Source organism: Streptomyces flavusporus (genome assembly GCF_046267975.1).
In the GTDB taxonomy this organism is placed as follows: Bacteria; Actinomycetota; Actinomycetes; order Streptomycetales; family Streptomycetaceae; genus Streptomyces; species Streptomyces flavusporus.
Window position 1 is genome coordinate 8536530 of the sequence record NZ_CP176503.1, and the last position, 13771, is coordinate 8550300.

Annotated in this window: 5 protein-coding genes and 1 pseudogene; all 6 read left to right on the plus strand. The window is 72.3% G+C overall.

All coding sequences use genetic code 11. The features are described 5' to 3' along the window. Positions 1-33: 33 nt before the first annotated feature. The 6 genes and pseudogenes from ACKTSN_RS40225 (at position 34) to ACKTSN_RS40250 (ending at position 13753) form a co-directional block, all read left to right on the plus strand. A complete protein-coding gene (locus ACKTSN_RS40225; protein ID WP_409473579.1) occupies positions 34-1308 on the plus strand; it encodes an NAD(P)/FAD-dependent oxidoreductase in 1275 nt (424 codons plus the stop codon). A gap of 152 nt (positions 1309-1460) precedes the next feature. Next, on the plus strand, positions 1461-2660 hold the full coding sequence (locus ACKTSN_RS40230; protein WP_409473580.1) for a cation:proton antiporter: 1200 nt from the start codon (positions 1461-1463) through the stop codon (positions 2658-2660). Positions 2661-2725: 65 nt separating this feature from the next. Continuing rightward, positions 2726-5530: an AAA family ATPase gene (locus ACKTSN_RS40235; RefSeq protein WP_409473581.1), complete on the plus strand. Its 2805-nt coding sequence runs from the start codon at positions 2726-2728 to the stop codon at positions 5528-5530. 123 nt (positions 5531-5653) lie between these two features. Next, a pseudogene (locus tag ACKTSN_RS40240) lies at positions 5654-6157 on the plus strand (NAD(P)/FAD-dependent oxidoreductase); the annotation flags it as partial. A 170-nt stretch (positions 6158-6327) separates the two neighbouring features. Further along, entirely contained in the window at positions 6328-7242 is a 915-nt protein-coding gene (locus ACKTSN_RS40245; RefSeq protein WP_409473582.1) for an NAD(P)/FAD-dependent oxidoreductase, read from the plus strand. Between the two features lie 232 nt (positions 7243-7474). Further along, positions 7475-13753 carry a type I polyketide synthase gene (locus tag ACKTSN_RS40250; protein WP_409473583.1) on the plus strand — a complete coding sequence of 2093 codons (6279 nt, stop codon included), beginning with the start codon at positions 7475-7477 and terminating at the stop codon, positions 13751-13753. The last annotated feature ends 18 nt before the right edge of the window (positions 13754-13771 follow it).

Consider the following 13771-nt stretch of genomic DNA (forward strand, 5'->3'; position numbering starts at 1 on the left):
GCACCGCTTCAGGGTCTAGGGGAAGGTCACAGCATGTCGTCAAGTCTTTACGGTATTTCCGCCGACTACGACGTCGTAATTATCGGAGGAGGCCCGGCCGGAGCTACGACGGCCGGCCTCCTCGCAAAGCGTGGACACCGTGTTCTGGTGCTCGACCGGGAGCGATTCCCGCGTTACCACGTCGGTGAGTCGCTCATCCCGGCGTTCATGCGTCCCATGGAGGAACTCGGCCTCACCGAGCGCATGGACCAGCGCGGTTTCGAGCGGAAGTACGGCGGAAGTCTCGTCTGGGGCAACAACCAGGTGCCGTGGAAGTTCGCCTTCCTCAAGGGCAAGCACCCCTATGCCTTCCACACCCGCCGTGCCGACCTCGACGCCCTCATCCTGGACCGGGCCCGCGAACTCGGCGCGCACATAGTCGAGGACGCCACCGTCAAGGATCCGATTGAGGAGGACGGCCGCGTCGTCGGTGTCCGTTACGCCCTGCGCGGCATGGACGGTATACGCGAGGTGCGGGCCGGCCTCGTCATCGACGCCTCCGGCCAGGCCCGCGTGCTCAGCCGCCGCTACACCGACGTCAAGTGGCACGACCAGCTGCGCAACGTCGCCGTGTGGACGTACTACGACAACTGCGAGCGCCTCGAGGGCGACGAGTACACCAACATCCTGATCGAGGGCCTGGACGGTGGCTGGTTCTGGGCGATCCCGATCGACAAGGGCACCATCAGCGTCGGGTACGTCACCCGCGTGGCGAGCGCCGGGGAGTCCGGGCAGTCCCTGGAGGAGCTGTTCCACGAGCAGCGCGACCGCACGGTCAAGCTCAAGAAGATGCTGGGCAATGCCCGGCAGTCGGCAGGCTTCCGCACCGCCCGGGACTGGTCGTACCACTCGGACCGCTTCTACGGCGACGGCTGGGTGCTGGTCGGCGACACGGCGGCCTTCGTCGACCCGCTGTTCTCCACGGGCGTCGCCCTCGCCTGCATGGCCGGCAGTACGCTCGCCAAGATCGTCGACCAGGTCATCAAGCACCCGGAGATCGAGACCAAGGCCCTGGACCGGTACGCCACCGCGTACTCCGGGTTCTTCGACGAGATCCGGGAATTCGTCGAGCGTTTCTACGACCAGACGAAATACAAGGAGTTCTACCACAGCCTCGCCCAGGAGATGATCGACCCGGAACACGAGCGGAAGCCCGCCGACGACTTCGTCACCCTCATCTCCGGTCTCAGCGGAAACCACCCGCTATTCAACATCACGCTGGACGACCTGATCGCGGACAACTCGACGCCGGAGTCGACGCAGTCCTGAACCAGTTTCCTGGGGCAGCCGCCGGGTCGGTGTGACGGCTGCCCCAGCACCATTTTCGTATGTGACACGTTCTGCAATCGAAGATGAGGCCGGGGGAAATGAACAGTCATCAGTTACAAATCCTGTTCCTCGATTTAGCGATCATTCTCGTTATGGCGCGGGGACTCGGATACCTCGCATCGCGTATTCAGCAGCCGCCGGTCGTCGGCGAGATCCTCGCGGGAGTGCTGCTCGGTCCGACCCTGCTCGACGGAGTGCTGAGCGAAACCCTCTTTCCCGACGACGTCCGGCCCGTGCTGTCCGGCGTGGCGAATCTCGGCGTCGCCCTCTTCATGTTCGTGGTCGGCCTCGAGATCGAGGGCAACATGATGAAGGGCCACGGCCGGACTACCGTCGCAGCGGCGGTCGGCTCGACCGCCGTGCCCTTCCTGCTGGGCATCGGGCTGGCCTTCGCCCTGCTGCCTGGGCACGAGCCCACCGACCGTGGGACCTTCGTCGTGTTCATCGGGCTCGCCGTGTCCGTGACCGCGTTCCCCGTGCTAGCCCGCATCCTCGCCGAACGAGGGCTGACCCGGACCGCGATCGGCGGCATCGCCCTGGCCACGGCGGCGTTCGTCGACGTCGTCGCCTGGTCCGCGCTGGCCGCGGTCAACGCGTCGGTCGGCGCGGAGGGCAATCACAAGCTGGTCCTGCTCACCGTGCCCTACCTGGCCGTCATGCTCTTCGTCGTCCGGCCGCTGCTGCGCCGCTTCCTCACCCCCGGCAACAAGGCCGCCGAACCCGGACCGCTCAAGTTCGCTGTCGTCCTGGTCGGCGCGCTGCTGTCGGCCGCGGCCACCGAGGCGATGGGCATGCACCACATCTTCGGCGCCTTCCTCTTCGGGCTGGTGGTGCCCCGCGAACGCGCGCAGGCTCTGCGCGTCGACATCCACGACCGCACGAGCCATCTCACGTCGGTGCTGCTGCCCGTGTACTTCGTGGTGGCAGGCTTCCAGGTCGACCTCGGCGGAGTCGGTCTCACCGGGCTGCGCGAACTCTCCCTGATCCTCCTGGTGGCTATCGTCGGCAAGTTCGGCGGCACCTATCTCGGCGCCCGTGCCACGAAACTGGCCCCCCGGCCCGCCGCCACCCTCGCGGCCCTGATGAACACCCGCGGTCTCACCGAACTGGTCATCCTCGGCGTCGGTCTCCAACTCGGGCTGCTGGACAACTCGCTGTACTCGCTCATGGTCGTCATGGCCGTGGTGACGACGGTGATGACCGGCCCGCTCCTGAGCCGCATCAAGGTCGGGCGGTCGGTGACCGCGGCCGACGAGACCACGCCCCGTGAACGGATCAGCGCGGCCCCGTAGGAACCGTCCCGCGGCGGCGCGGGCGCGCGGACAGAACGGCACAGGGACCGAAGGGATGACCGCACATGCACTTGGTCGAGCGGGACCAGGAGCTCACCTCACTCACCGACATGATCCGACGCAGCGCCCGCGGCGCGGGGCAGGTGGCCCTAGTGACCGGAGGCATCGGCTGCGGCAAGACCGCCCTGCTCGCCGCGATCGGCGACATCGCGAAGGAGCTCGGCTTCGAAGTGCGCGGCGCGACGGGCTCGTTGGTCGAACGCCACACCCCGGGCGCGGTGCTCGGGCAGCTGCTGCGCGACATTGATCCGGCGCTCGGGGACTGGGCGGTGCCGGCCGGGGTGACCGGCGGCGCCGACAGCGCTCCGCGCGGCACCGCGGGCACGGTCGCCCGGCTCGGACCGGACACCCTCGACGCGGAGACGGGGCGCACCCTGCAGAGTCTGTGCGCCGCCGTTGAGCAACAGGCCCGGCGCACCCCCCTGCTGCTGTGCCTCGACGACGTCCAGTTCATGGACGAACTGTCGCTGCACTGGGTCCTGCTGCTGATCCGGCGGCTCTCCGACGCCCCCCTCGCCCTCGTCATGACCGAGCGCGGGCTCTCCCGGCCGGCGGACCCCCGACTGCGCGCGGAACTGCACCGCCGCCCCGAACACCGGCCCCTCGCCCTGCGGCGGCTCTCCGTCGACGGGGTCGAGGCCGTCCTCGTCCCGTACGTCGGTGCCATCCTCGCCCCCCGGCTCGCCGCCGAGTGCCACTCGGTCAGCGGCGGCAACCCGCTGCTGGCCAGGGCGCTCGCGGAGGACAGCAGGCACGGCGCGGCCGACACGACCCACGCCGCCGGGCGCCTGGTCGTCGGCGACGCCTTTCTGGACGCCGTCACCGGCTGCCTCCACCGCGGCTGGCCCGCTCTGCTGCACGTTGCCCAGGCCCTCGCCGTCCTGCACGAGGACCGGCCCACGGCGCAGACCGTGGCCCGCCTCGCCGGGGTCGAGGAGGCCGTGCTGAGCCGGGGCCTGCGGGCGCTGGACGACGCCGGCCTGGTCGCCGACGGCAGGCTGCGCCACGCGGCCGCCGCGGCCGCCGCCCTGGCCGGCTGCACCGGTGAGGAGCGTGCCGTACTGCACCACCGCGCCGCCGAACTGCTTTACGAGGAAGGCGGCGCCCCCGTCATCGGTGTCGCCCGCCACCTCGTCGCGGCCGGGACGTCCACCGCCCCCTGGGCGGTGGACCAGCTCCGGGACGCCGCCGAACGGCACCTGGCCGCCAGCCGCCCCGCAGAGGCCAGGCTGTGCCTCGAAGTCGCCCTGCGGCACTGCCGGGACGACGGCGAGCAGCTGCGGCTCAAGGCCCTGCTGGCCGGCGCCACCTGGGTGCTGGACCCCACCATGGGCGCGCGGCACCTCGTCGAACTCGCCGACGCCCTCCGGGACGGTCGGCTGCCCGACCAGTACGCCCTCGTGCTCGCCAAGTACCTGCTGTGGCACGGACGGTACGTCGAGGCCGCGGACGCCGTCGAGCGGATCGGGCGCCGCGACGCCGGCATGACCGACCCGCTGGCCGCCGCCGAGGCCCGGGCCACCCGTGAACTCCTCTCCGTCACTTACCCCGGGCTGGTGCCCGGCGGCGGGGCCGACAACAACACCGCACGGCATGTCGCCTTCGCCGGCGACCCGCGCACCCGCGGCGCGGCCGCCCTCTCCGACGTGCTGCGGCACGGCCCCCGCCAGGGCGTGGTCGACACCGCGGAGGCGGCCATGCGGGCCATGCGGCTGGGCCGCAGCACCCACGAGTGGCTGACGTGCGCCGTGTCCGCACTGCTGTTCGCGGACCAGACGGCGGCCGCCGCAGCCTGGTGCGACCACTGGCTCGCCGAGGCGCGCGGTCGCCGGGTCCCGCTGTGGATCGCCGAGTTCTCCTCGCTGCGCGCCGGCATCGCCTTGCGCCAGGGCAGGCCGCGCGAGGCCCGCGCACTGGCCGAGACCGCCCTCGCGCGGATCCCCGTGGAGAGCTGGGGGGTGTGCATCGGCGGACCGCTCGCCAACCTGATCCAGGCCAACACCGATCTCGGCGACCGCGACGCGGCGGCCGAGTACCTGGAAGTGCCCCTTCCGCCAGGGCTGTTCGACAGCCGGTTCGGCCTGTACTACCTGCACGCCCGCGGACACCACTACCTCGCCACGGAGCAACCCCGTGCCGCCCTCGACGACTTCGTCAACTGCGGTTCCTTGATGCGCAGATGGGGACTGGACCAGCCGTCCCTCATCCCCTGGCGGTCGGGTGCCGCGTGTGCCCTCCTGGCCCTGGGCGCCACCGACCGGGCGCACGCCCTGGCCCGGCAGCAGCTCGACCTGGCCGGGGACGCGCTGACCCGTACCCGTGGCATCTCCCTGAGGGTCCTCGCCGCCGCCAGCCGCCCCTCGCAGCGGGGTACGCTGCTGAAGAGCGCCACGGCCATCCTGGAGCAGTCCGGGGATCGGCTGCAGCTCGCCGGGGCCCTCGCGGAGCTGGGGGTCACACATCTGCGCTCCGGCCGGGGCACCATGGCCGACGCGCTTGTGGACCGGGCCGCGCAACTGGCCGACGAGTGCGGCGCACCTGCCCTCGCCACAGAGTTCAAGCACATGCTGCCGACCCGGATCGCACCGCCAGGCGCGCGCGATGCGGTGCGGACGCAGGCCCTGGACCTGCTCAGCCCGGCCGAGCAGCGCGTCGCCTCGCTGGCCGCCGAGGGGCTCAGCAACAAAGAGATCTCCGCACGGCTCGGCGTCACCGTCAGCACCGTCGAACAGCACCTGACACGGATCTTCCGCAAGCTCGGGGTCCGTGCCCGCGGCGATCTCCGCCAGGACCGGGCCCTGGCCGGGTGAACCGCCCAGGTCCCGCTGCCCGTCACGGGCAGCCACCACCACCCCACGAGGAGGGTCAGGAACTCCATGAAGCGCAGTGACCAATACGATGTGGCGATCCTCGGCAGCGGCATGGCCGGAGGAATGCTGGGCGCCGTCCTGGCACGGAACGGCGTGAAGGTGCTGCTCCTTGACGCCGGAACCCACCCGCGGTTCGCGGTGGGGGAGTCGACCATCCCCTACACCTCGGGCATGACCAGGCTCATCGCCGACCGCTACCAGGTACCCGAGCTGCGCGCGCTGTCGAGCTTCAAGGGCATCCGCGAGCACGTCTCGCGCAACTGCGGACAGAAGCAGAACTTCGGCTTCGTCTACCACCGCGAGGGCTCCTCGCAGAACTGGCAGGAGATCAACCAGCTGGTGGTCCCCTCCGTGCTGCGCACCGAGACCCACCTGTTCCGCCAGGACATCGACGCATACCTGTTCCACGTGGCCGTCAAGTACGGCGCCCACCCGCGGCTCGGCACCCGAATCGTGGACGTCGAGACCGACCCGGACACCGGCGTGGTCCTGCGCACCGACAACGGCGAGGAGTTCCGCGCGAACTACGTGGTCGACGGCAGCGGATTCCGCTCGCCGCTCGCCGAGAAGTTCGCCCTGCGCGAGACGCCCACCCGGGCAAGGACCCACTCCCGCTGCCTGTTCACCCACATGATCGGCGTCGAGGCCTTCGACAAGGCACCGGCAGCCCGCAGGCACGACCAGCCCAACCCCTGGCACCACGGCACCCTGCACCACGTCTTCGACGGCGGCTGGCTGTGGGTCTCATCCCCTTCGACAACAACCCCGACTCGCTCAACCCGCTGTGCAGCGTGGGCCTCACCCTGGATCCTCGCGTCCACCCCAAGGACGACCGCACCCCGCAGCAGGAGTTCGACGACTTCCTGGCCCGGTTCCCGGAGATCGCGCACCAGTTCCGCGAGGCGAAGGCGGTCCGCCCCTGGGTGTCGACGGGCAGGCTCCAGTACTCGGCCAAGCAGGTGGTCGGCGAGCGGTTCTGCCTCACCTCGCACGCGGCCGGCTTCATCGACGCCCTGTACTCCCGCGGCCTCACCAACACGATGGAACTCGTCAACGCCCTCGGCTGGCGCCTCATCGCGGCCAGCAAGGACGGCGACTGGTCCATGGAGCGGTTCGGCTACCTGGAGGACCTCCAGCAGGGCCTGTTCGACTTCCACGACGACATCGTCTACAGCTCCTTCGTCGGATTCCGCGACTACGAGCTGTGGAACGCCGTCAACCGCACCTGGATGCTGGGCACCATGCTCGGCAACGTCATGCTGGAGGACGCCTACTACCGGTTCGAGCGCACCGGCGACGACGGCGTCTTCCGGGAGCTGGAACAGCACGGGCACCCCGGATCCCCGCTCCCCGTGAGCGCTGGCTTCAACCGCATGGGCCACCTCACCAGGGAGCTGTGCGAGGCCGTCGACCAGGGCACGGAGAACCCCGGAGAGGCGGCCCGGAAGATCCTCTCCTACGTCCGGGACGCCGACTTCATCGCGCCGTCGTTCAAGTTCGGCGAGCGCGACACCCGCTGCTTCGCCATGTCGCCGGCCAAGATGGCGATGAACGCACGCTGGTGCCGCAGGGACGCTCCGCCGGAGATCGGCCCCCGCATGATCAACGCGAGCAAGGGGCTGGTCCGCATGCGGCTGCGTGCCGGGAAATAGCCGACCGCTGCACCCCCTATGCCCGCGTCTGGGGGTACCGGGAGAACCCTCCGCTCCGCGCGGCAGGGGGTTCTCCCGGGTCCGGCGCTCTTCATAGCCTGGAACCAGACGAGTTCACGGATATCCGGTCCCGTTCGGGGACTGTCGAGGTCCGCGCCCACGACGCCGTCGGCACCACGTGTGAGGTCCCAAGCCGAGCCCGGTCAATCCTTCCAGGACGAAAAGGCAGCGAATGAACGCGCATTCCACACCCGATCCCGAGGAACTCATCGCCGTCGTCGGCATGGCCGGCCGCTTCCCCGGAGCCCCGGACGTCGACGGCCTGTGGCACCTCCTGATGAACCGCCAGGAAGCGATAAGTCCGGTGCCTCCCGACCGGTGGGACGCCTCCGTGCAACTGGACCCCCGGCTGCGCATCCCGGCGGTCGGCGGCTTCCTCGACGACATCGACCTCTTTGACGCCGGGTTCTTCGGGATCTCCCCGCGGGAGGCGGCCGCCATGGATCCCCAGCAGCGGCTGCTCCTCGAAGTCGGCTGGCGGGCGCTGGAGGACGCCGGACAGCGGGCGAGCGACCTCGCGGGCTCGCGGACCGGGGTCTACGTCGCCACCGTCTGGCACGACTACGAGCTGCTCAGGAAGGCGCGCGGTGCCCTCCACACCTCCCACTCCCTGGTCGGCACCGGCCGGGACATCCTCGCCAACCGGCTGTCGTACTTCATGAAGCTGCGTGGCCCGAGCCTCGCCGTCGACACCGGCTGCTCCTCCGGGCTCGTCGGACTCGACCTGGCCGCCCGCGCCCTGCGCGCCGGTGACATCGAGGCGGCCATCGTCGGCAGCACGAACCTGATGATGGACCCGCACGTCAGCATCGGCCTGACCCACTTCGGCGGGCTCTCCCCGGACGGTCGCTGCGCCTCCTTCGCGAAGTCCGCCAACGGCTTCGTCCGCGGTGAGGGCGTCGCCGCCGTGTACCTCAAGACGCTCGGCCGCGCCCTGCGCGACGGCGACCGTGTGCACGGCGTCCTGGTGAGCACCCTGACCAATAACGACGGAGGCGGCCACAGCCTGGTCAGCCCCAGCCAGGAGGGTCAGGAGGACCTGCTGCGCCGCAGCTACGGGCAGCACACCGTGCCGGCCGCCGCCCTGTCGTACGTCGAGGCCCACGGCACCGGGACCAAGCGCGGCGATCCCACGGAGGCCGGCGCGCTCGGCGCGGTCCTCGGCCGCGCCCGCCCGGCCGGCGACCCGCTGCCGATCGGCTCGGTGAAGACCAACATCGGTCACCTGGAGGGGAGTTCGGGCCTCGCCGGACTGATCAAGGTCCTGCTCTCCCTGCGTCACCGGACGGTCCCGCCGTCCCTGCACGCCGAGGAGCTCAACCCCGACATCCCGTTCGACGACCTCAATCTGAGCGTGCTCCGCGAGCCGCTCGCCCTGCCCGCTGAGGGCCCGGTCCACCTCGGGGTGAACTCCTTCGGCTGGGGCGGTACCAACGCCCACGTGGTCGTCTCGTCCCCGCCGGAGACCGCGCCCACAGCCGGCCGGGACTGGACCGACGACACCGCACTGCCCCCCGTGATCACCCTGTCCGGGAAGCGCGCACCGGTGCTCGCCCGCCGGGCGGCCCAACTGCAGGACGCGCTCAGCGCCTCCGGGGAGCCCGACGCCGCCGAGCTGGCCGGCACGCTCGCCTGGCGCCGCGACCACTTCCCGGAGCGGGCCGCGTTCGTCGCCGAGGACCTCCAGCAGGCTGCCGCCGGCCTCGCCGCCCTCGACGATCCCGCCGCCGCCCCGGACACCGCGGTGGTCACCGGGCGGGCCGTGCCGCACGGCCGCACCGCCTTCGTCTTCCCCGGGCAGGGTTCGCAGTGGCGGGAGATGGGCGTGGCCCTCTACCGGGACAGCGCCCTGTTCGCCTCGGTCGTCGACCGCTGCACCAAGGCCCTTGCCCCGCACGTCGACTGGGACCTGACCGACGTGTTCGCCCCCGACGCGGGCGCGGGCTCCGACGGGATCGCGGATAACTGGACCACCCGCACCGACGTACTCCAGCCCGCACTGTGGGCAATGTCCCTGGGCCTGGCCGAGCTGTGGCGTGCCGCCGGTGTCACCCCCGACGTCGTGCTCGGCACCAGCCAGGGCGAGATCACCGCCGCCACCTTCGCCGGCGCCCTGTCCTTGGACGACGCCGCCCTCATCCTCGCCCGCCGCGGTGCGCTGATCGCCCAGCGGGTGTCCGGCCGCGGACTGATGCTCGCCGTCGACCTCGACCGCGAGGCCGCCGAGCGCGCCCTGGAGGGGTTCGAGGAGCTCGTCTCCTTCGCCGCGCACAACGGCCCGCACGCCTGCGTCCTGTCCGGGGACCGCGACTACATCCTCGCGCTGAAGGAACTGCTGGAGGCCGAGGGCACTTACTGCGCCCTGGTCAACATCGACTATGCCTCCCACAGCGCCGGCATGGGCGTCCTGCGCGAGGACATTATGACCAGGCTCGCCCCTATCCGGCCGGCCGAGGGTGACGTCCCCCTCATGTCGACCGTCGAGGCCCGCATCGTCGACGGCGGTGCCCTGGGCCCCGACTACTGGGTCCGCAACCTGTGCGAGCCCATCGAGTTCGTCTCCGCGATGGACGCCCTCTTCGACAGCGGCGTGACCCACGTGGTGGAGATCAGCCCGCATCCCGTCCTGCACCCGGCGCTCGAACAGCAGGTGGCCGTACGCGAGGAACCCCTCGCGCTGCTCACCACCCTGCGCCGCGGCCATGGCGGCACCCGGGACGTCGCCCACGCCTTCGCCCGCGCCTATACCGCCGGCCTGGAACCCTTCGGCACACTGCCCCGCGACGGCCGCTTCCCGGTGCCCGCCTATCCCCTGGAGCGCGAGAGCTTCTGGCCCGCCGAGAACCGCCGCACCGGCGACGCCGCCCAGGGATTCGAGGCACCGCTCACACCCGCCCCCGGCCGCCCCGGTGTGTGGCACGGCACCCTGGAACTGTCCCCCGTCACCCAGCCCTGGCTCACCGACCACAGGCTGTACGACACCGCGCTGCTCCCGGGCACCGGCATGCTCGCCCTGGCCCTGCACACCGCGCTGGCCCGCACGGGCACAGTGCCCGGTCGGCTCGTCGACGTCTCCTTCCGCAAGGAGGTGACCATCGGCGCGGAGCCGGTCCGCTTCACCACCGAGTGGCAGGACACGCCCGGCGGCGGTGGCACGTTCCGTCTGCTGTCCCTGCCGCCCGGTGCCGCCGAGTGGGACGTCGTCGCGACCGCTGGCGCCGGATCCGGCACGGACGCCCCGGGCACCTTCGACCTCCCCGGCTGGGCCGACGAGGTCCCGGCCGAGGACCCCGAGGAGTTCTACCGCCGCTGCTCCGCCCGCGGCCAGGTTTACGGGCCGGCATTCCGGTCGGTGCGCGCCCTGCGGCGGCACCCATCGGGCGACGAGGCCCTCGGCGAGATCCGGCTCCCGGAGGAGCTCTGGGCCGGCCTGCGGCCCCGGGTCCCGCACCCCGTGCTGTGGGACGGGGCGCTCCAGGTCGCCCTGCTGCTCGACGACAGCTCCAAGGCGCTGATGCCGACCGCCGTACGCGCCGTCCATGTGCTGCCCGCCGGTACCGCACCCGTCACCGAACTCCACTCCCACGTCCTGCGCCGACCGGACGGCACCGTCGACGTCCGCCTCTTCGCCGGCGACCGGCGTCCGCTGCTGGTGATGGAGGGCCTGGTCCTGCGGTCCCTGCCCACCTCGGACGGCCGCAATGCGGATGCCGACCGGCTGCACCGCGTCCACTGGGCCGATGTCACCGGTGCGGAGGCCGACGACGCCGACCGGGCCGGAGCCGGTCACTGGGTCGTCTGCGGCAGCACGGGCGGCACCCAGGACCTGGTCGCCGCCCTCCGCGCGGCCGGCGCCGAGGTCACCCCGGTGGGTGACCTCGCCCGGCCGGAGGACTCCATTGCGGGCGACATCGACGGCATCGTCTTCCTCGCGCCGCGCGCCTGTGTCGGTCCCGACGCCCAGCAGCGTGGACTCGCCCACCTCACCGCCGTGGTCCGCGTCTGCGCGGCACTGCCCTCGCTGCCCCGGCTCACCGTGCTCACCGACCGGGCCCAGAGCGTCACGGCGACCGACACGCCCGATCCGGGTGCCGCCCTGTACTGGGGCTACGGGCGGGTGCTGCAACGCGAGCACTCCGAACTGCGGCCGCGGCTCGTCGACGTGGACGGCTCCCACCCTGACTGGGCCCAGGAGTGCAGCCGCGCCCTGCTCGCCGACGGTGCCGAGGACCAGCTCGCGCTGCGCGGCGACCGGCGGCTGGCCGCCCGGATCGTCCGCGGCAGCGACGCGACCGGCCCCGACGGCACCGCCCGCCCCGCCTGGCGCACCGGCCCCCAGCCCTTCCGGCTGGGCGTCGCCCACAGGGGCACCCCCACGACGGCCGAGTTCCTCCCGCACACACCGCCGGTGCCCGGCCCCGGCCAGGTCGTCATCGAGACCACGGCCGCCGCCGTGTCCCCCGCCGACCTGCGCGACCTCGCCGGGATCCGGGCCGGGCAGGCCCCCGGGACCCTGCCGCTCGGCCGCGAATGCGCCGGCCGGATCAGCGCGGTGGGACCCGACGTGACCGAGCTGCACCCCGGAGACCGGGTCGCCGCCGTGGCGCTCGGCGCCCTCGCCGGGCAGGTCCTCGCCGAGGCCGCCCATGTCGTCCGGCTGCCCGACCGGCTCGACGACACCGAGGCCACCGCGCTGACCCTCCCAGCCGTCACCGCCTGGTATGCGCTGACCCATGTCGGCCGGTTGGCCGAGGGCGACACCGTACTGATCCACACCCCGGCCCTGCCCGACGCGCTGGCAGCCGTACAGATCGCCCGAAGCCGGGGCGCCGCCCCCCTGGTCGTCGTCGGCGACGCGCCCCGGCACGGCGACGCGCTGCGCGCCGCCGGTGCCCACGAGGTCCTCGACACCGCTGATCCGGACTGGCCGTCGGCTGTCGCAGTGGCCACCGGCGGCGAAGGCGTCGACGTGGTCCTCGGCCCGCGTGGCGGAGCGACCGCCTCCCACGCCTGGGAGCTTCTGGCACCGGACGGACGCTATGTCGAGGACATCACCCGGGCGGCCGCACCCGACCCGGCCCCGGACGAACGGCCGCTGCCCGCTGGCGCCACGTTCGGCTCGGTCGACCTGGACGCGCTGCGCGTCCGCCGCCCCTCCCTGTTCGCCCGCCTGCTCGCCGACGTCTGGGCGCTGGCCGCCGACGGGCGGGTCACCGCCCCGCCCCTGCACACGTACGACTGCTCCCGCGCCACCGGTACGACCGCCGACCTCGACCACGACCCGCACGGCTCCCGGCTCGTGCTCACCCGGCTGACCGGTGTCGCTCACGTCGCGCCCGAACCCCTCCCCGACGGACGGTTCCGTGCGGACGGCGCTTACCTGATCACCGGCGGCCTCGGCGCCCTCGGCCTCTCCCTCGCCGAGTTCCTCGCGGCGCAGGGCGCCGGCACGCTCGTCCTGGTCGGACGGTCCGCCCCTACGGCGGAGGCCGCCGCCCGACTGGCGGCCCTGCGCTCCCGGGGGACCGTCGTCCACACCCCGCGCTGCGACGTGGCCGACCGAACCGCCGTACGCCAGGCCCTCGACGGCCTGCGTGAACAGGGCCTGCCGCCGCTGCGCGGCGTCGTGCACGCGGCCGGTGTGGTCTCCGACGCCACCATCGGGCGCATGACGCCGCGTCAGCTCGCCAAGGTGCTGCAGCCCAAGGTCGCCGGCGTGCTCAGCCTGGAGGCCGCGACCGAGCACGACCCCCTAGACTTCTTCGTCCTGTTCTCCTCCGTCGCGGCCCTCGTCGGCAACCCGGGACAGGCCGCCTACGCCGCGGCCAACGCCTACCTCGACGCCGCCGCCGAACTGCGCCGCCGCCGCGGACTACCCGCGCTCAGCGTGCAGTGGGGGCCGTTCGCGGACATCGGTCTGGCCGCACGCAGCGAACAGGCCGGCGCCCGCCTCGGGGACCGCGGCATGGACAGCTTCCCGGCCGACGAGGCATGGCTCGCCCTCACCCGCCTGCTCGCCCAGGACCGGCCCGTCGACGGCTACGTCCCCCTCGACCTGCGCCGGTGGTTCGAGGCCGCCCCCGACACGGTGGCGCTGAGCGCCTGGCGCGCCCTGCACGAGGCCCTTCAGGACGACGGCACCGTCACCGCCGGAAGCGCCTTCGCGACCAGCCTGCTGAACACACCCGAAGAGGCGCGCCACGGCCTGGTGGAGGCCAAGGTCCGCGAACTCGCCGCCCAGGTACTGCGCCTCACCCCCGAACGGCTCGAACGCGACACCCTGTTCGAGTCCCTCGGCCTGGACTCGCTGATGAGCCTCGAACTCCGCAACCGGCTCGAGGCCGCCTTCGGGCTGCGCCTGTCGCCCACCCTCATGTGGACGTACGGCACGCTCCGCACCCTCGCCAAGGCCCTCACCGAGCAGGTCACCCGATCACAGGAGACCCGGTGACCGCCGCCCGGACCACCC